General features: G+C 66.3%; 21 protein-coding genes. 7 read left to right on the forward strand and 14 right to left on the reverse strand.

Translation table 11 applies throughout. The features are described from left to right. Window positions 1-16 precede the first annotated feature (16 nt). Together AC07TU_RS14830 and AC07TU_RS14835 are read left to right on the forward strand one after the other, a co-directional pair. Window positions 17-502, forward strand: coding sequence for a hypothetical protein (locus tag AC07TU_RS14830; protein WP_495188694.1), 486 nt, complete (start codon window positions 17-19; stop codon window positions 500-502). A 13-nt stretch (window positions 503-515) separates the two neighbouring features. Then, window positions 516-893 (forward strand): VOC family protein, encoded by a 378-nt coding sequence (locus tag AC07TU_RS14835; RefSeq protein ID WP_495188695.1) that lies wholly within the window; start codon window positions 516-518, stop codon window positions 891-893. Between the two features lie 4 nt (window positions 894-897). Here AC07TU_RS14835 and AC07TU_RS14840 read toward each other — a convergent pair whose 3' ends face one another. The 4 genes from AC07TU_RS14840 to AC07TU_RS14855 form a co-directional block, all read right to left on the reverse strand. Further along, window positions 898-1,431, reverse strand: a complete 534-nt coding sequence (locus AC07TU_RS14840) for an RNA 2'-phosphotransferase (protein ID WP_495188696.1) — start codon at window positions 1,429-1,431, stop codon at window positions 898-900. A gap of 46 nt (window positions 1,432-1,477) precedes the next feature. Further along, window positions 1,478-1,633, reverse strand: a complete 156-nt coding sequence (locus AC07TU_RS14845) for a putative hemolysin (RefSeq protein ID WP_495188697.1) — start codon at window positions 1,631-1,633, stop codon at window positions 1,478-1,480. 173 nt (window positions 1,634-1,806) lie between these two features. Further along, window positions 1,807-2,391, reverse strand: coding sequence for an anthranilate synthase component II (locus AC07TU_RS14850; RefSeq protein WP_495188698.1), 585 nt, complete (start codon window positions 2,389-2,391; stop codon window positions 1,807-1,809). Between the two features lie 21 nt (window positions 2,392-2,412). After that, complete coding sequence (locus tag AC07TU_RS14855) at window positions 2,413-3,348, reverse strand: D-2-hydroxyacid dehydrogenase (protein WP_495188699.1); 936 nt, start codon at window positions 3,346-3,348, stop codon at window positions 2,413-2,415. Window positions 3,349-3,495: 147 nt separating this feature from the next. Between AC07TU_RS14855 and AC07TU_RS14860 the strand changes: the two genes are divergently transcribed. Together AC07TU_RS14860 and AC07TU_RS14865 are read left to right on the forward strand one after the other, a co-directional pair. Then, window positions 3,496-5,199 carry a DUF1800 domain-containing protein gene (locus tag AC07TU_RS14860; protein WP_495188700.1) on the forward strand — a complete coding sequence of 568 codons (1,704 nt, stop codon included), beginning with the start codon at window positions 3,496-3,498 and terminating at the stop codon, window positions 5,197-5,199. Between the two features lie 11 nt (window positions 5,200-5,210). After that, window positions 5,211-6,581 (forward strand): DUF1501 domain-containing protein, encoded by a 1,371-nt coding sequence (locus AC07TU_RS14865; protein ID WP_495188701.1) that lies wholly within the window; start codon window positions 5,211-5,213, stop codon window positions 6,579-6,581. Between the two features lie 134 nt (window positions 6,582-6,715). Here AC07TU_RS14865 and cysS read toward each other — a convergent pair whose 3' ends face one another. From cysS to AC07TU_RS14910, 9 genes are all read right to left on the reverse strand, one after another. Next, a complete protein-coding gene (gene cysS / locus AC07TU_RS14870) occupies window positions 6,716-8,146 on the reverse strand; it encodes a cysteine--tRNA ligase (RefSeq protein WP_495188702.1) in 1,431 nt (476 codons plus the stop codon). A gap of 62 nt (window positions 8,147-8,208) precedes the next feature. After that, window positions 8,209-8,436 (reverse strand): hypothetical protein, encoded by a 228-nt coding sequence (locus tag AC07TU_RS14875; protein WP_495188703.1) that lies wholly within the window; start codon window positions 8,434-8,436, stop codon window positions 8,209-8,211. 106 nt (window positions 8,437-8,542) lie between these two features. After that, on the reverse strand, window positions 8,543-9,349 hold the full coding sequence (locus tag AC07TU_RS14880) for a TrmH family RNA methyltransferase (protein ID WP_495188704.1): 807 nt from the start codon (window positions 9,347-9,349) through the stop codon (window positions 8,543-8,545). Beyond that, complete coding sequence (locus tag AC07TU_RS14885; protein ID WP_075153154.1) at window positions 9,346-9,618, reverse strand: HPr family phosphocarrier protein; 273 nt, start codon at window positions 9,616-9,618, stop codon at window positions 9,346-9,348. The genes AC07TU_RS14880 and AC07TU_RS14885 overlap by 4 nt, the downstream gene beginning before the upstream one ends. Further along, the gene (locus AC07TU_RS14890) at window positions 9,615-10,022 is read right to left on the reverse strand and encodes a PTS sugar transporter subunit IIA (protein WP_447726393.1); all 408 of its coding nucleotides are present in this window, start codon (window positions 10,020-10,022) and stop codon (window positions 9,615-9,617) included. The genes AC07TU_RS14885 and AC07TU_RS14890 overlap by 4 nt, the downstream gene beginning before the upstream one ends. 22 nt (window positions 10,023-10,044) lie before the next feature. Continuing rightward, on the reverse strand, window positions 10,045-10,965 hold the full coding sequence (gene rapZ / locus AC07TU_RS14895) for an RNase adapter RapZ (protein ID WP_495188705.1): 921 nt from the start codon (window positions 10,963-10,965) through the stop codon (window positions 10,045-10,047). Window positions 10,966-10,975: 10 nt separating this feature from the next. After that, entirely contained in the window at window positions 10,976-11,413 is a 438-nt protein-coding gene (locus AC07TU_RS14900; protein WP_495188706.1) for an HPr kinase/phosphorylase, read from the reverse strand. Between the two features lie 13 nt (window positions 11,414-11,426). Beyond that, the gene (locus AC07TU_RS14905; RefSeq protein WP_495188707.1) at window positions 11,427-13,025 is read right to left on the reverse strand and encodes a stimulus-sensing domain-containing protein; all 1,599 of its coding nucleotides are present in this window, start codon (window positions 13,023-13,025) and stop codon (window positions 11,427-11,429) included. After that, complete coding sequence (locus AC07TU_RS14910; RefSeq protein ID WP_495188708.1) at window positions 12,994-13,704, reverse strand: response regulator; 711 nt, start codon at window positions 13,702-13,704, stop codon at window positions 12,994-12,996. Before AC07TU_RS14910 ends, AC07TU_RS14905 begins: the two co-directional genes overlap by 32 nt. A gap of 271 nt (window positions 13,705-13,975) precedes the next feature. On the opposite strand from AC07TU_RS14910, the gene AC07TU_RS14915 reads away from it, so the two are divergent. Both AC07TU_RS14915 and AC07TU_RS14920 read left to right on the forward strand, forming a co-directional pair. Then, window positions 13,976-15,595, forward strand: coding sequence for a phosphoenolpyruvate carboxykinase (locus tag AC07TU_RS14915; protein WP_495188709.1), 1,620 nt, complete (start codon window positions 13,976-13,978; stop codon window positions 15,593-15,595). Between the two features lie 43 nt (window positions 15,596-15,638). Continuing rightward, a complete protein-coding gene (locus AC07TU_RS14920; RefSeq protein WP_495188710.1) occupies window positions 15,639-16,082 on the forward strand; it encodes a hypothetical protein in 444 nt (147 codons plus the stop codon). 6 nt (window positions 16,083-16,088) lie between these two features. Here AC07TU_RS14920 and AC07TU_RS14925 read toward each other — a convergent pair whose 3' ends face one another. Continuing rightward, window positions 16,089-16,478, reverse strand: a complete 390-nt coding sequence (locus AC07TU_RS14925) for a DUF3597 domain-containing protein (RefSeq protein ID WP_495188711.1) — start codon at window positions 16,476-16,478, stop codon at window positions 16,089-16,091. 199 nt (window positions 16,479-16,677) lie between these two features. Here AC07TU_RS14925 and AC07TU_RS14930 point away from each other — a divergent pair, with 199 nt between their 5' ends. Continuing rightward, window positions 16,678-17,034, forward strand: a complete 357-nt coding sequence (locus AC07TU_RS14930; protein WP_495188712.1) for a hypothetical protein — start codon at window positions 16,678-16,680, stop codon at window positions 17,032-17,034. Window positions 17,035-17,118: the final 84 nt, after the last annotated feature.

The raw sequence follows: 17,118 nt of genomic DNA on the forward strand, positions 1-17,118 counted from the left end.
CGGAATGAAATGCCATATGAAGGCATTGCTTCCCTTGATTGCCCTCGCGCTGGCGGCACCCGCTTCGGCAGCGCTTCCGCAACGGATGTATCTTGTTTCGATCGTCGGACTCGGCATCGGACCGGACGAGTATATCAACGAGTTCAAGCTCCAGAGCTGGGGTGTTCGTTACAAGGCGGTGTGTCGAATTCCTTCCGGCTGGACGATCAAGGCGGGTAGCAGCGCGACGGCGGACGGCTGGTTTGAAGGCGAAGGGTCTCACGGCGCTACCTGGCTGCGGGCGAAAAGTGCGTCCGAGCTGCACGGGCTTGTGCTCGTCACGCTGGATGCCGGGCAAAGCTGGAATCCCGTGCGCGATTCAACCGGCGAGATTGTCGTGCCGACGACCTTCTATGGTGATATTGCGATCATCGACGGATGGACCGATCGCGAGCGCAAGGTGAAGATGACGCGCCGCAACTTCCGTTTCGTTCCCGCGCGTGCCTGTCCCCCACCTCGTTAGGGAGCAATAAGCCATGGGCCTCAAATCGACCGAACCGGTCAGCTTCCTTTACACCGCCGATCGCGATGGCGCGCTTGGCTTCTATTGCGACCAGCTGGGGCTGACGCTGCGCAGCTCAGATCCGTTCGGCGACTTCATCGCCATGGACAATGCGGTGATCCGCCTGACGCCGATGCCGGACTTCAAGGCCGGGCAGCACCCGGTATTCGGATGGAATGTCGGCGACATCCGCGCGACCGTGCACACACTGCGCGACAAGGGCGTGGCGTTCACCATCTATGACGGCATGGGTCAGGACGAGGACGGCATCTGGACCGCGCCCGGCGGCATGGCGAAGGTCGCTTGGTTCAACGACCCGGACGGCAATGTGCTGAGCCTGTCTCAGGCCTGAGGCACTAGGCACGGCGCAGATGCGCCGGCGGCACGTGTTCGACCAGCCAGACACCATTGCTCGACAGGAAGAACTCGGCGCCCTCGGCGTGCATCGCACGTGCGGCGACCTCCAGCACGACCGGCTTGCCGCGGCGCGCGCCCACCCGTGTTGCCGTCTCCACGTCCGGCGAGAGATGGACGTGATGCCGCGCCTGCGGCCGCAGCCCTTCGCTGAAGATCGGCTCGAGGAAGCGTTCGACCGTGCCGTGATAGAGGGTTTCCGGCGGCCGCGCGGCTTCCCATTCGGCATCGACCTTGATCGAGTGGCCCTGCCGCGCGCGGATGCGCAGACCATCGGCCGAGAGTTCGAAACGCTGCTTGTCGTTCTGCTCGACCACGTCGCGAAGCTCGCTCATGCCGACGCGGGCACCCGACTTTTCGAACGCGGCAAGCACCGCGTTCGTCTCCGCCCATCCGGCGTGATCGAGGTTCAGATTCGCGGCTTCGGGCGCGTGGCGAAGCCAGTAGGAGAGCGTCTTCGAGACCGTCTTGTTCATAACGCGCCGGTCCTGCCGCAAAATCGGGAGCGACGCGAGAAGGAGGCTAGTCGTTCTTGCCCTGAGAGGCCCTGAAGAACTGCCATTCCTCGATCACCCGGCCGTCCGGCAGGTGGCAATATCCGACCTCGCCAGCCGTCTCCTTGCGGATTTCGATTCGGCCACCGGCCTTCACGCAATGAACCGATGCGGGATTCGCCATCCCGACAGCCGGCTCGTTCGCGGGCTTCGGCGCACATGCCATGGCGGCGAGCGGGAGAATGAGCGCGGTAGGTTTCAAGCCGGCCTCCAGCGGTGACGAGCGATGCAGGATCGCTCGTCGCAGACGCTATGCCCGGGAGCGGCGGCTGGCAATATCGCGGCCGCCGCGACAGCTCAGGCCAGCGCCTTCGCCTCGATCCCGGCGATCTTCATGAAGTTCGCCAGCATCGCATGGCCATGTTCGGTGGCGATGCTTTCGGGATGGAACTGGACCGAATGGATCGGCAGCTCGCGGTGGCGGAATGCCATGACGCTACCGTCGTCGGCCGTGGCGTTGACCACCAGTTCCTCGGGAATGTCGGTGACGATCAGCGAGTGGTAACGCGTCGCGGTGAAGGGGCTGGGCAGCCCTTCGAACAGGCCGGTGCCGTCATGACGCACGGGGCTGGTCTTGCCGTGCATCAGCCCGCCGCGCACGACCTGTCCGCCGAAATGCTGGCCGATCGACTGGTGGCCGAGGCACACGCCGAGCAGCGGCTTGCCCTGGTCGGCACAGGCGGCAACGAGATCGAGGCTGATCCCCGCCTCGTTCGGGGTGCACGGACCCGGCGAGAGCAGGAAGGCCTGCGCGTTGCTCGCGATCGCTTCGGCTGCGGTCAGCGCATCGTTGCGCACCACCTTCACCTCGGCGCCCAGTTCCATCAGATAATGGACCAGGTTCCAGGTGAAGCTGTCGTAATTGTCGATGACGAGGATCATGATGGGGCGGACTTAGCGATGCTAGTAGCCCGCGTCGAGATCGACGACGTTCTTCATCGGCCGCCCCTCGACAAAGGCACGGGCGTTTTCGAGGAACAGTGCGGCGGCGCGCATGAACATCTTCGTCTGCGAGCGGCCCGACAGATGCATCGAATGGATGACGTTGGGCGCGGTCCAGAGCGGGTGTTCTGCGGGCAGCGGTTCGGGGTCGACGACGTCGAGAAAGGCACCGGCGATGCGGCGCTTCTCCAGCGCCTCGATCAGCGCGGGCTGATCGACCATGTCGCCACGCGCGACGTTCACCAGCCAGGTGCCGGGCTTCATCGCCGCGAGTTCCGCCGCGCCGATCAGGGCATGGGTGTCGCCGGTGGAGGGCGCGGCGAGGACGATCCAGTCGAACTCGCCGATCCGCTCGCACCACTGATCGGGCGTCAGCGTACCGTCGCGGCCCGAACGGGTGACGCCGGTCACTTCGACCCCGAACGCCGCGAGGCGATCGCCGATCATCCGGCCGATGGTTCCATAGCCGACGATCAGCGCACGGGTTTCGAACAGCTCGACCTTGCCGGGCGCGTCGCCGGGCCATTCGCGGCGGTCGGCGGTGCGGACCACCTGATCGAAGCGCTTGGCTGCCACGAGCATCCCCATCACCGCATATTCGGCGACTGCGACGGCGTTGATGCCGACGCCGTTGGTGAGGATCGTTCCGCGTGCCTTGAGCAGATCGACGTCAAACGCGTCGATCCCGGCATAGATGGTCGAAAGCCATTTGAGCCGCACGCCAGCCGCAGCAGCCTCGCCGGTCCATTCGGGACGCATCATGTCGACCCAGGCGATGTCCGCGTCCGCGACCATCGCGGCCGCCTCCGCCTGACTGGTGAACCAGTGCGGCTCGATTCCGTCGGGCAGCCCGGCTTCGATCAGCGGGCGGGCGAGGGCGGGCAGGACGGCTTTCATCTCAACAGGTTAGGACGATCCTGGCGGTCACGCAAACCGAGGGAAAATGAATGGTTTGCGGCAGGTTGATACTGTTTCCGGCTGGTGGCGAGCCCGGAAATGCGAGACATAGCGGATACAGGCGATGCGCCTGCGCGCGGGGGCTGAATGGACAATCCGGAGTTGCTTCTGGTCGAGGCGGAGAATGATGCCCTCGATCCGCCCGAATCCGCTGCCGGCGGCGTGGCGCCGGGTGGCGTCAGCGTGCTTGCGCTCGGCCTGGCACTCGCCGCCTGCGATTCGGGCGGAGGCGGTGGAGGAGGCGTGGTCACCCCGCCGCCCACCGGCACGCCGTCGCCCTCGCCGGCACCGGCGCCGACGGCGGTTCAGGCCAGCCGTTTCCTTGCCCAGGCGACGATGGGCGCAACCAGCGCGGACATCGCCGATGTGCAGGCGCGCGGCTATGCCGGCTGGATCACCGCCGAATTCGCCAAGCCACGCGGCACCACCCATTGGGACTGGCTGGTGTCGAAGGGCTATAGCGACGTCGCCAACAGGGACGGCGAATCCGGTTTCGACAATGTGATGTGGGCGCAGCTGATCGGTGCGGGCGACCAGCTGCGCCAGCGTGTCGGCATGGCATTGCTGGAAGTGCTGGTCGTCGGCATTTCCGGCGTGAACCTGAGCTGGCGGCAATTCGCGATGGCCGCCTATGTCGACGTGCTGCTCGACAATGCGTTCGGCAATTTCCGCACGATCCTGGAGAAGATCACGACCAACGCGGCGATGGCCTCGTTCCTGACCTTTCTCGGCAACCGCAAGGCGAATGCCACGACCGGATCGGTGCCCGACGAGAATTATGCACGCGAGCTGATGCAGCTCTTCACCATCGGGCTCCACCGGCTCAACATGGACGGGACGGTGGTGACGTCGGGCGGCGCGCCGGTCGAAACCTATACCCCGGCCGATGTCTCGGGCCTTGCGCGGGTGTTCACTGGCCTGACGCTCGACTCGACCGACAATACCACCCCCGACCGCTATCGCCGGGCGCTGATCGTCAACGCGGGTACGCACGAGACCGGCGCCTCGACGTTTCTCGGTACCACCGTGGTGGCGGGTGCTGCCGGGATGGATGCGGTCAAACAGGCACTCGACACGATCTTCGCGCATCCCAATGTCGCGCCCTTCGTCTCGAAGCAGCTGATTCAGCGGCTGGTCACCAGCAACCCGTCGCCCGCCTATGTCGGCCGGGTATCCGCGAAGTTTGCCGACAATGGGTCGGGGGTGCGCGGCGACATGCAGGCGGTGATCCGCGCGATCCTGCTCGACAATGAGGCGCGGACCGACCCGTCGGGCACCAGCGCAGGCAAGTTGCGCGAGCCGGTGATGCGCTTCACCGGCTGGGCGCGCGGGTTCGGTGCGGCTTCGGTGAGCGGCAACTGGACGATCGGCGACACCAGCAGCTCGACCAACCGGCTGGCGCAGTCGATGGGGCGCAGCGCGTCGGTCTTCAACTTCTTCCGGCCCGGCTACACCCCGCCGAACAGCGGCTTTGCGAGTGGCGGGCTGGTCGCGCCGGAGTTCCAGATCACCAACGAGATCAGCGTCGTCGGCTATGTGAACTACATGCAGTCGGTGGTGAACAACGGGCTGACCGATCTCAAGAGCAGCTATACCGAACTGACGGCCATCGCCGCCGACAGCCAGGCGCTGGTCGACCGGATCAACCTGGTGCTCGCCGCGGGACAGCTGAGCACGGCGACGGCCGGCCAGATCAAGACCGCGGTCGACAGTTCGACCAACACCAACAACCGGATCGCGATCGCGCTGCTGCTGACGATGGCCGCGCCCGACTATCTGGCGCAGAAGTGAGGGGCCGGACGATGGATAATGATCAATCCCGCCGCGCCTTTCTCCGCCGCAGTGCCTCGCTCGGCATTGCCGGCGGTGCCGCGCCCTTCGTCACCCAGCTTGCGGCGATCGGCGAAGCCTCCGCCGCAGTGGCGAGCGACTATAAGGCGCTGGTCTGCGTGTTTCTCTATGGCGGCAACGACTATGCCAACACGCTGCCGCCCTATGATGCGGCGAGCCATGCGCTCTACACGACCGCCCGGCCGGGGCTCGCGCACCTTCGCGATGCCCTGACGGCGACCGCGCTCAATCCGTTGAACGCGCTGGGCGGGCGGCAATATGCCCTGGCGCCGACCATGGCGCCGCTGCTGCCTTTGTTCGACGCGGGCAAGATGGCGGTGGTGCTCAATGTCGGGACATTGGTGCGGCCGACCACCAAGGTGCAGTACCAGGCGAACAGCGTGGCGCTGCCGCCCAAATTGTTCAGCCACAATGACCAGCAGAGCTATTGGCAGGCATCGAGCGCCGAGGGTGCGACATCGGGCTGGGGTGGGCGGATCGGCGACCTGCTGCAGAGCGGCAACGGCAGCGCGGCGCTGACCTGTATCAGCGCATCGGGTAATGCGGTCTATCTCTCGGGCCGCAGCTCGATCCAGTATGTGACGGGCACCAACGGGCCGACATCGCTGATCAACAACGCCTCGACGCTCTACGGTTCGTCCGCCGCGGCGACTGCGCTGCGGTCGCTGATGGGCGGGGCGCGTACGCATCTGATCGAGAACGAGCATGCGACGATCTCGAAGCGCGCGCTCGATCTCTACGCGCAGGTCAACGGGGCGCTGGGCAGCGCGCCGGCGGCGAACTTCCCGCTCTTCCCTACGGGCAACAGCCTGGCCGACCAGCTCAAGATCGTCGCGCGGATGATCTCGGTCTCGCAGGAACTGGGCGCGAAGCGGCAGGTGTTCTTCGTGTCGTTGGGCGGCTTCGACATGCACGACTTCCTCGTGCGCGATCACCCGACCCAAATCGGCCGCGTGGCCGAAGCGATGCGCGCCTTTTACGACACCACCGCGGCGCTTGGCGTGGCGGACAAGGTGACGGCGTTCACCGCGTCCGACTTCGGCCGCACGCTGACCCAGAATGACGACGGGTCCGACCATGGCTGGGGCGCGACGCACTTCGTTGTCGGCGGCGTAGTCAACGGCCAGCGCATCTACGGCACCCCGCCCGCGATCGGGCATAATACGCCCGACGATGTCGGGCAGGGGCGGCTGCTGCCGACGATCTCGGTCGATCAATATGCCGCGACGCTGGCGGGCTGGTTCGGGGTGAGCGACTCGAACCTGGCGACGGTGCTGCCCAACATCGGCAATTATTCGACGCGGAACCTTGGGTTCGTTTGACCACTCCCGTCATCCCGGCCTTGTGCCGGGATCCAGGGTGACGCGAGCGTGGCGCAACGGGCTAGAACGGATCGTTCGCCGCGCGGTGGACCCCGGCACAAGGCCGGGGTAACGAGCGCCGAGATGTGGTGGCGTTAGAGCTCGATCTTCCAGTCCCAGCCGATCGGATCGCCGTCCATCACATCGACCCCCGCGCCGAGCAGCTCGTCGCGGATCGCGTCCGAACGGGCGAAGTCCTTGGCCGCACGCGCTTCCTTGCGCTGCGCGAGGCGGGCTTCGATCTCGGCTTCGGTCACCAGTGCGTCGGCGGGGCGGACGCGCAGGTCGGCGCGGCTCAGGTCGAGCAGGTTGAGGCCGAGCGCGGTGTCGAACTGCGCCAGCGTCATCAGCCGCGCTTCCTGTCCCAGCTGCTTGTCGGCGAGCAGCTCCTCCAGGATCGGCAGCGCCTTGGGCGTGTTGAGATCGTCGGACACCGCCGCGTCGAGCCGCTCGAGATAGCTGCCTGCGTCCCCGCCACCGCTCCCCTCGGCCTCGCGGAACTTCTCCGCGGCGAGGACGAGTCGGCGCAGGCGGACGAGCGCGGCGAGAAGGTTCTCGCCGCTGAACTCGAGCTCGCTGCGATAATGCGCGGAAAGGCACATCAGGCGATAGGCAAGCGGGTGCACGCCCTTGGCGACCAGCGCATCGAGCGTGGCGATGCCGCCCTTGGACTTCGACATCTTGCCGCCGCGGTCGACGAGGAAGTTGTTGTGCATCCACACCCGCGCGCCGCTGTCGCCGCAGCGGCAATGGGCCTGGTTCTGCGCGATCTCGTTGACGTGGTGGATCTCGCGGTGATCGATGCCGCCGGTATGGATGTCGAAGGGCAGGCCGAGCAGTTCGGCGCTCATCACCGAACATTCGAGATGCCAGCCCGGCGCGCCGCGGCCCCAGGGCGAATCCCACTCCATCTGGCGCGTCTCGCCCGGCGGGGTGGTGCGCCAGATCGCGAAGTCCTGCGGGTGGCGCTTGCCCTCGACGCTCTCGATCCGGCCCTCGCCGGCATCGTCCTGCCCGCCGGAGAGCCTGCCGTAATCGGGCACGGTCGAGCTGTCGAAATAGAGGCCGCTGTCGAGCTGGTAGCAGTTCGCGTCCGCGAAGCCCTTCGCGAACTCGATCATCTTCGCCACATAGTCGGTGGCGAGCGGCATGTGATCGGGCGTGCGGATGTTGAGATCGCGCAAATTGCGGCGGAACACGTCGGCATAGTGGCGCGAGATGTCCCACGCGCTCAGCCCGCGCTTCTTCGCCGCGGCTTCCATCTTGTCCTCGCCCTCATCGGCGTCGGAGGTCAGATGGCCGACATCGGTGATGTTGATGACATGGGTGAGCGGATAGCCCTTCCAGCGCAGCACACGGCTGAGTGTGTCGGTGAAGACATAGGCGCGCAGATTGCCGAGGTGCGGATCGCTGTAGACGGTGGGGCCGCACGAATAGACGCGCACGCCCTTGGCGGGATCGATCGGCGCGAAGGGCTCGAGCGAACGGGTCAGCGAATTGTAGAGGGTGAGCGTGGCGCCAGTCATGCAGGCGCATGTAGCGCGGCTGCGGCGGGGGTCAAACCGCCTGCGCGCGTCGAGGCGCGCGATCAGGCGGCGAGCTGTTCTGCCTTGGTGCTGTTGTGGAAGAGGCCGGCGCCGAAGGTGCCGCCCGTGTTGATCGGGAGTGCGGTGGCGCAGAAGGCGCATTCCGCGGTCATCCGCCCGACCGTCCAGTGCGACTGGCCGCATCCCGGGCAGTAGTTTCGTTCACCCGGACGGAAGGCGATCCGGTATCCGCTCTGCGCGGCGGTGAAGGCGTCGGTGTCGTAGTACATCGCTTCGTCTCCAAATTGCCCCGGTTCGACGCCCGGAATCGGCATTTGTTCCAAGCGCGTTCCGAAATGGGATCAGCCCTGTTGCAAAACTGCAACAAGTCCGGGGTCAGGAGAAGGGGCGCATCCGGTCGAGGACCGTATAGGCCATCACCGCGGTCGCGACCGCGGCATTGAGGCTATCCGCCTTGCCCAGCATGGGTATTTTGACGCGGACGTCGCACGCCGCGGCATAGGCGGGGGGCAGGCCCTGCGCCTCGTTGCCGGTGAACAGAAAGACCGGCGCGGAAAAATCGGGTGCGCGATAATCGACCGCGCCTTCGAGTGCGAGGCCGACCAGCTGTCCCGGTCCGGCACGCAGCCAGTCATGGAATTCGTCCCACGGCGCGCGCGCGAAAGGGATGGTGAACAGCGCCCCCATGCTTGCGCGCACCGCTTCGACGCTGAACGGATCGACGCACTCGTCGACCAGGATGAGGCCGCCCGCACCGACCGCATCGGCGGTGCGCAGGATCGTGCCGAGATTGCCCGGATCGCGCAGCCGCTCCGCGACCAGCCAGATCTGCGCACTGGTACGGTCGAGCCGGGCAAGGTCGGTCGACAATTCGCGATAGACGCCGACGACGGCGCCGGGATTGTCCTTGCCCGAAAGCTTGGAGAGGATGTCGCTGTCGGTCGCGATCACCTCGCCGCCCGCCGCCTCGGTCGCAGCGATCAGTTCTCCGGCCAGAGGATGGGTGTCGTGTCCCCTGGCGAAGAAGAGGTATTCGGGCAGGTGCCCCGCCTCGCGCGCCTCGGTCAGGATGCGCAGCCCCTCGGCGAGGAACAGCCCCTCGTCGCGGCGATGCTTCTTGTCGCGCAGCGAGCGGACCCGCTTGACCAGCGGGTTGGAGAAGGCGGTGATCTCGCGCATCAATCCTCGCCGAAGCGGTCCTCGACCAGCCCGACCAGCTTGAGCACGGCATCCTCGGCACCGTCGCCCGCGGCGCTGATCGTGATCGTGTCGCCCATTGCGGCGCCAAGCATCATCAGCCCCATGATCGAGGTGCCGGTGACCGAATTGCCGTCCTTCTCGACGGTCAGCTCGACCGGCTGGGAAGAGGCGAGGGTGACGAACTTCGCACTTGCGCGCGCATGCAGACCACGGCGGTTACCGATCAGGACGGTCCGGCTGATGCGACTCAAGCGGCAGCCTCCCCGAGCACTTCGGATGCGACGGTGATGTATTTGCGGCCGGCCTCACGTGCGGCGGCGACGGCTTCGGTGACCTTCATCGTCTTGCGTGCACCGCCCAGGCGAATCAGCATGGGCAGGTTGATTCCCGCGATCACCTCGACCCGGCCTGCTTCCATCAGCGAGATGGCGAGGTTGGACGGCGTGCCGCCGAACAGGTCGGTCAGCACGATCACGCCGCGCCCTGCATCCACCTCCGCGATCGCCGTGGCGATGTCGGACCGGCGGCCCTCCATATCGTCCTCGGGACCGATCGAAATCGTGGCGATTCGCTCCTGCTTGCCCACCACATGCTCCATCGCGACGACGAACTCCTCCGCGAGCCGCCCATGCGTCACGAGTACCAGACCGATCATTCCCAATTGCGTCCCATGCGGTTCATCTTGCAGCCGGCGGGCCTTCTAACGAGTCCTGCGGTGCGGTCTGCAAGTCACGATGTGTCACCGTGGGCGAAAATCCCGCGTCGTGCAACCGTGCGGCCACCCGTTCAGCAACATGGACCGACCGGTGTCTCCCGCCGGTACAGCCGAACGCGATGGTAACATAGGATTTTCCCTCGGCGCGGTAGCGCGGAATCAGCGTTTCGATCAGCCCTTCGATTCGCTCCAGCGCGTCCGGATAGGCGGGGTCGGCGGCGACATAATCCGCCACGTCGCGGTCCTTGCCGGTGCCGGGCCGCAGCGAATCGACCCAGTGCGGGTTGCGCAGGAAGCGCATGTCGAACACCAGATCGGCATTGGCCGGAATCCCCCGCGCAAAGCCGAAGGACATCACCGACAGGGTCGGTTCGCCTTGCCCTTCGCCCGCAAAGGTCGAGCGGATCTTCTGCGCCAGCTCGTTGGCGGACAGGGTGCTGGTGTCGATCAGCCGGTTGGCCCAGCGGCGCAGCGGCTCGAGCAGTTCGCGCTCACGGGCGATACCCTGCCCCGCGGGGCGATCCTGTGCGAGCGGGTGGCGCCGGCGCGTCTCGTTATAGCGGCGTTCCAGCTCGGCACCGGCACAGTCGAGGAACAGCGTGCCGATGTCATAGCCGCGTTCGTCGCGCAGCTTCTTGATCCGGGCCACGACGCTGTCCGCGTCGAAGCCGCGGGTGCGTGCGCCGATCCCCAGCGCGAGCGGACGGTCGTCGCCATCCGTGCCCTCGGGCGGTTCGGTGTCGAGCAGGCGATTGAGGAGGAGGAGGGGAAGGTTGTCCACCACTTCCCAGCCCAGATCCTCCAGCGTGCGGAGAACCGTGGACTTGCCCGCACCGGACATGCCGGTGACGAGCAGGATCTGCTTGGGCTTTCGCTCGCTCACCTGCCGTTCCTCACGCCGGCGTCCAGCCGATATGCTTCAGCGCCAGCTCGACCTTGACCGGTGCCGAGGGTTCGAGCGCGGCGAGCGCGACTTCGGGAATGTCGATCCCGGCGATGCGGCGCTTCTTTGGCCCTTCGGGCATGCGCGGGGGGCTGTCGAGGATGGTGACGAGCAGGGCGATCGGCAGGCGATCCTGATGCGGCATGTCGATCACGCCGATCCCGCGGACCTCGATCTTGCCTGCGATATTGGGCGGCGCGGCGCCGAGCAGCGTCCCGTTGGCGCGCGTGCAGATCGTATAGTCGTCCGATACCAGCACGGCGCCGCGATCGATCAGGCGCAGCGCGAGGTCGGATTTGCCTTCGCCCGATCGCCCCTCGATCAGCACGGCGCGACCGTCGATGGCGACGCACGAGGCGTGGAGCGTTTCGGAGGAGATGACGGCCATTCGCTTCGCCCCGTTAGTTCGGCTGCACCAGCGGAAGACGGACGACGAAGCGCGCGCCGCGCATCCGGTCCTCCCGTGATTCGACTCCGATCATACCGCCATGGCCTTCAACGATGGTGCGGGCGATAGCAAGCCCCAGACCCGAATGCTGGCCAAAGGCCTCGCTGTCCGGGCGGACCGAATGGAAGCGGCGGAATACCGCTTCGCGCGCCTCTTCGGGAACGCCCGGCCCTTCGTCCTCGACGCGTATCTCCAGCATCTCGCCGTCCGACACGGCCGAAAGCGTCACCAGGCCATGTTCGGGCGAGAAGGAGATCGCATTATCGATCAGATTCTCGAACACCCGCTCCAGCCGCGCGCCTTCGCCCATCACTCGGGGTATCGGGTGCAGCGGCTGATCGAAGTGCAGGCGCACGCCGCGCGCCACGCCGCGATCGCTGCGCTGGGCGATCAGCCCTTCGAGCATCGCGGCGATATCGACCGGCTCGAACTTGGCGCGGCTGAGCTGCGCGTCGAGCCGCGATGCCTCGGAGATGTCGCTGATCAGCCGGTCGAGCCGGTGGACGTCGTCGCGGACGATGGCGAGCAGCCGTTCCTGCAATTCGGGATCGCGGACATTGGCGAGCCCGTCGACCGCGGAGCGCAGCGAGGCGAGCGGGTTCTTGAGCTCGTGCGCCAGATCCGCGGCGAACGCCTCGGTCGCGTCGATCCGCGCGCGCAGCGCCTGGCTCATGTCGGAGAGCGAGCGGGCGAGGTGACCGATCTCGTCGCGCCGCTCGGGCAGGCGTGGCACGACCACTTCGCGTGCGCGCCCCAGCCGCACGCGCACCGCCGAACGGGCGAGCCGGCGCAGCGGCCGGACGATGGTGCGCGCGAGGAACAGCGAGAGAAACACCGACAGACCGATCGCCACCGCCAGCACCACGCCGAGCCGGAAGCGTTCGATGCGGACGCGCTGGGTGATTTCGCGGGCATTGTCGGTGGTGAACACCGCGCCTTCCGGGCCGTAGGACGCAGCGGCGGTGATCACCGGGGTGCGGTCCGGCGCGCGCCACACGGTCGCGCTTGCCTCGCCCGTGCGCAAGGCGCTCGCCAGATCCGGCCAGTCCATGCCCCTGTCCGGCGCGCGTTCGCGGAACTGCGGTGCACGGTCGGCGCCCGCAACGGTGTCGATCGCTGCGTCGAGGAAACGCGCGGCGCTCTGGCCCCACGGATCCTTGTCGGGATCACGCAGCACGACGTTGTTGAGGCCCAGCGTGCGGGTATCGAGCGTCACCCGGCCGTTGCGGTCGTAGAGCCGGATGCGCAGCCCCGCCTCGGTCGCGACACGCAGGATCAGCGCATTGCGATCCTTTGGCGGGGTCATCGCCACCGCCTGTGCGATCAGGCGTGCTTCGCGTCCGGCCTGTTCGACTTCGTCGTCGATGATCCGCGCACGGAAACTGTCGAGGTAGAAGAAGCCGCCCGCCAGCATCGCCAGCGCGAAGATGTTGACCGCGAGGATGCGCGGCGTGAGGCTGAGCCGCGCCGACCAGCGGAGCGAGAGATCGCGGTCCTCGCGGTCTTCCCGGTTCCGCCGCTTACTCGTCGGAGAATCGGTAGCCGGCGCCATAGAGCGTCTCGATGGCGTCGAATTCGGGATCGACCTGGCGGAACTTGCGGCGGACGCGCTTGATATGGCTGTCGATGGTGCGGTCATCGACATAGATGTCGTCCTGATACGCCGCGTCCATCAGCTGGTTGCGCGTCTTGACGATGCCGGGGCGCTGGGCGAGCGTTTCGAGGATCAGGAACTCGGTAACGGTGAGCGTCACATTGCCGCCGCCCCAGGTCACCTTGTGCCGCGCGGGGTCCATCGTCAGCCGGCCGCGTTCGAGCACCGGCTGCGGTTCCTCTGCGGTCTCCGCATCGGCTGGGGCGGCCATCGCCTCGGTCCGGCGCAGGATGGCGCGGATACGGGCGATCAGCAGCCGCTGGCTGAACGGCTTGGCGATATAGTCGTCGGCGCCCATGGCGAGGCCGAGCGCTTCGTCGAGCTCGTCGTCCTTGCTGGTCAGGAAGATCACCGGGGTGGTCAGCTTCTCACGCAAGCGGCGCAGCAGTTCGAGGCCGTCGAGCCGCGGCATCTTGATGTCGAGCACGGCCAGATCAGGCGGATTCTCGAGCAGCGCCTTCAGCGCCGTCTCGCCGTCCGAATAGACGCGCGTCACAAAGCCCTCGGCCTGCAGCGCGATCGAGACCGAGGTCAGGATATTCCGGTCGTCATCAACCAGCGCGATCGTTGCGGTCATGGCGGGTGGCGTAGCTCAATGCCGGGCGTTGCTCAACGGCTGATGGCGTCGGCGGGATGAAACGTACCGGTAGCGTACCGGTTTTTCTGCCAACGTTGTCGGCTGGTTATTGCGGACAAGTCAACGTTGTCGGGCGATTTGAATTGGTTAGCCCGCGTGATGACACCGGTTACTGGCATTGACCCCTCCTGGCGCCGCTGCAATGCGCGACTCCAGATACTAAAAAGAGTGCCGCAGGAGCCGGTGGGCCGCGGCAATGAGGAGACGAACCTTGACTGACCGCAAGCCGGTAATCGGTCTCGACGCGCTTGGCGTCGGGGCTGGCGCAACCATTCACTGGAACCTTCTGACCGCGCCGCTGGTCGAGCATGCCGTGCAGCGCGGCGAGGGGCGGCTGGCCAAGGACGGGCCGCTGGTGGTCGCGACGGGCAAGCACACCGGACGCAGCGCCAAGGACAAGTTCATCGTCCGCGATGCGGAGACCGAAAACACGGTGTGGTGGGGCGACACCAACCGCGGCATGACGCCCGAGCATTTCGCCGCGCTGAAGGCCGACTTCCTGGCGCATCTCGGCACCAAGGACACGCTCTTCGTGCAGGATCTGTACGGCGGCTCGCAGCCCGAGCATCGGGTCAAGGTGCGCGTGGTCAATGAGTTCGCTTGGCACAATCTGTTCATCCGGACCTTGCTGGTTCGGCCCGACGCTGCCGAACTGCCCGGCTTCCAGGCCGAATATACGATCATCGACCTGCCGAGCTTCCGCGCCGATCCGGCGAAGCACGGCACGCGCAGCGAGACCGTGATCGCGGTGAATCTGACCGAGAAGCTGATCCTGATCGGCGGCACCGCCTATGCCGGCGAGATGAAGAAGAGCGTATTCGGCCTGCTCAACTATCTGCTGCCGGTCGACGGCATCATGCCGATGCATTGTTCGGCCAATATCGGCCCGGACGGCGACACCGCGGTGTTCTTCGGCCTGTCGGGCACGGGCAAGACCACGCTGTCGGCCGATGCCAGCCGCACGCTGATCGGCGACGACGAACATGGCTGGTCGGACACGGCGGTCTTCAACTTCGAGGGCGGCTGCTACGCCAAGATGATCAACCTCTCGCCCGAGGCGGAACCGGAGATCTTCGCGACGACCAAGCGCTTCGGCACGGTGCTCGAGAATGTCGTGATGGACGCGGAGAGCCGCGAGCTTGACTTCAACGACAACAGCCTGGCCGAGAACAGCCGCGGTTCCTATCCGCTCGAGTTCATCCCGAACACGTCGAAGGACAATCTGGGGCCGGTACCCAAGAACATCATCTTCCTGACGGCGGACGCCTATGGTGTGCTCCCGCCGATCGCGAAGCTGACGCCGGAGCAGGCGATGTATCACTTCCTTTCGGGCTATACCGCGCGCGTCGCGGGGACCGAGATCGGCGTGACCGAGCCGACCGCGACCTTCTCGACCTGTTTCGGCGCGCCGTTCATGCCGCGCCACCCGTCGGTCTATGGCAATCTGCTCAAGGAGCGGATCGCGAAGGGCGGGGTCGATTGCTGGCTGGTCAACACCGGCTGGAGCGGCGGCAAGGCGACGATGCCAGGGATTAAGCGCATGCCGATCAAGGTGACGCGCGCGCTGCTCAATGCCGCGCTCGACGGCAGCCTGAAGGGCGCTGAATTCCGCAAGGATCCCAATTTCGGCTTCATGGTGCCCGTCGCAGCGGGCGATATCGACCCGAACATGCTGGATCCGCGTGCGGCCTGGGACAACAAGGCCGAGTATGACGCAACCGCGGGCAAGCTGGTCGACGAGTTCGTCGCCAATTTCGCCCAATTCGCGGATCATGTGGACGAGGGGGTGCGGCAAGCGGCACCCCAAAGCCGAGCCACCGAAACCGCCTGAACTGCCCGGTCATCGATCGGGTTTCCCAAAGAAAGCCCGATCGATGACCGACCACCCAATCCGTTTCTTTGCCGACGATGCCGCCGTCGCCCATCTGGGCGAAGGGCTGGTTGCCTGCACGCTCGCGCGTGAGGAGTGGACGCACGAGGCGCATCTTGCCGCGTGCCTCTATTTGCTCGCCCGGCGCCCAGATATCGATGTGGATGCGTCGATCGCCGGGCTGATCTCGCGCTTCAACGAGAGCGTTGGCGGGGTGAACGACGACCATAATGGCTATCACGACACGATCACCCGCGCCTATGTCGCCGGGGTGCGCTGGTTCCTGCGCAGCCATGCGACGGGCGCACTGACGGTCGACGTCAACGCGCTGTTGGCGGGTGATGCCGGCCGCCGCGACTGGCCGCTGCGCTTCTACAGCCGGGAGTTGCTCTTCTCGGTACGGGCGCGGCGCGGGTTCGTGGAGCCGGACCTCGCGCCGCTGCCCTGACCGGGATCAGTCGAGCATCGATGCGGGAACCTTGCCGCCATTCGCGGCGAGTTCCTGCATGACGCGCTTGTGCAGCCAGATGTTCATCTCGGCGCTGCCGTCGAGCGCGCCGGTATAGCCCAGCTCCTGCGCCAGTTCCTTGCGCTCGGCGAGGCTCGACTCGAGGCCCACCAGCTTCATCAGATCGACGATCGAGGTGCGCCAGTTGAGGCCGCGGCCGTCCGAAGCGTCCAGTTCGACCAATACCGCTTCGATATCCACCTCCTGCGGCTGCTCGGGCACCGGCTGCGGGGCGGGCTGCGCGGCAACCGCCTCGGGTTGCGGCGCGGCTTCGGGCGCGGGCGCCGCTTTTGCTTTGCCGAAGATCGCATTCTTGATCGATGAGAAAATACCCATGGATGCCTCCTGCAGTGGCCGCGGGGAGTCGTGCGGCGGATCGCCCCACCGCCATGCTGGCGATTTTCGGCGACAACGCAATGACGCACGACATGGCAAAAAGTGCCGCCTGCGTACTGATTGTCGCAGGCCCGTCTCGCTCCGCTTCTTCGGCCATGCTAGGTTCGCGCCTCCCCAAGCGTAGCAGGAGGATTGGCAGATGAGCATTCTCGACGGGATTCTGGGCCAGATCGGCGGAGACGCCACCGTGACCAACCTCGCGGCCAAGGTCGGGCTGTCGCCCGAACATGCCGAGTCGGCGATCCAGGCGCTGGCCAAATACCACCCGATGGAGGGTGACACCGCCGAGGGCGCTGCGGCCGCGACCGGACTGCCGGTAGCCAAGCTGCAGGAAATCATCGGTCATATCGGCGGCGAGGGATCGCTGGGCCAGTTCGCCAGCCTGCTCCAGCAGGGCGGCGTCGGCGGCATCCTCGGTGCACTCGACAAGGATGGCGACGGCAACCCGCTCAATGACCTGACCGGCATCGCCTCGGGCTTTTTCGGCAAGAAGTAAGGCTATCGCGCCGTCCGCTTGACAGCAGGCGGGCGGCGCTGTCTTCTGCATGGCAATGGGGGCGGCGATCCCCCCATGAGGCGT

The sequence above is a fragment of the Sphingomonas sp. GW821-FHT03E12 genome, from assembly GCF_059420685.1.

Coding starts and splice junctions, on each gene's coding strand:
- AC07TU_RS14930 (WP_495188712.1), top strand. CDS start 16,678: ATGAGCATTCTCGACGGGATTCTGGGCCAGATCGGCGGAGACGCCACC.
- AC07TU_RS14920 (WP_495188710.1), top strand. CDS start 15,639: ATGACCGACCACCCAATCCGTTTCTTTGCCGACGATGCCGCCGTCGCC.
- AC07TU_RS14865 (WP_495188701.1), top strand. CDS start 5,211: ATGGATAATGATCAATCCCGCCGCGCCTTTCTCCGCCGCAGTGCCTCG.
- AC07TU_RS14925 (WP_495188711.1), bottom strand. CDS start 16,478: ATGGGTATTTTCTCATCGATCAAGAATGCGATCTTCGGCAAAGCAAAA.
- AC07TU_RS14905 (WP_495188707.1), bottom strand. CDS start 13,025: ATGGCGCCGGCTACCGATTCTCCGACGAGTAAGCGGCGGAACCGGGAA.
- AC07TU_RS14910 (WP_495188708.1), bottom strand. CDS start 13,704: ATGACCGCAACGATCGCGCTGGTTGATGACGACCGGAATATCCTGACC.
- AC07TU_RS14830 (WP_495188694.1), top strand. CDS start 17: ATGAAGGCATTGCTTCCCTTGATTGCCCTCGCGCTGGCGGCACCCGCT.
- AC07TU_RS14875 (WP_495188703.1), bottom strand. CDS start 8,436: ATGTACTACGACACCGACGCCTTCACCGCCGCGCAGAGCGGATACCGG.
- AC07TU_RS14860 (WP_495188700.1), top strand. CDS start 3,496: ATGGACAATCCGGAGTTGCTTCTGGTCGAGGCGGAGAATGATGCCCTC.
- AC07TU_RS14890 (WP_447726393.1), bottom strand. CDS start 10,022: ATGATCGGTCTGGTACTCGTGACGCATGGGCGGCTCGCGGAGGAGTTC.
- AC07TU_RS14840 (WP_495188696.1), bottom strand. CDS start 1,431: ATGAACAAGACGGTCTCGAAGACGCTCTCCTACTGGCTTCGCCACGCG.
- AC07TU_RS14850 (WP_495188698.1), bottom strand. CDS start 2,391: ATGATCCTCGTCATCGACAATTACGACAGCTTCACCTGGAACCTGGTC.
- AC07TU_RS14855 (WP_495188699.1), bottom strand. CDS start 3,348: ATGAAAGCCGTCCTGCCCGCCCTCGCCCGCCCGCTGATCGAAGCCGGG.
- AC07TU_RS14900 (WP_495188706.1), bottom strand. CDS start 11,413: ATGGCCGTCATCTCCTCCGAAACGCTCCACGCCTCGTGCGTCGCCATC.
- cysS (WP_495188702.1), bottom strand. CDS start 8,146: ATGACTGGCGCCACGCTCACCCTCTACAATTCGCTGACCCGTTCGCTC.
- AC07TU_RS14845 (WP_495188697.1), bottom strand. CDS start 1,633: ATGGCGAATCCCGCATCGGTTCATTGCGTGAAGGCCGGTGGCCGAATC.
- AC07TU_RS14835 (WP_495188695.1), top strand. CDS start 516: ATGGGCCTCAAATCGACCGAACCGGTCAGCTTCCTTTACACCGCCGAT.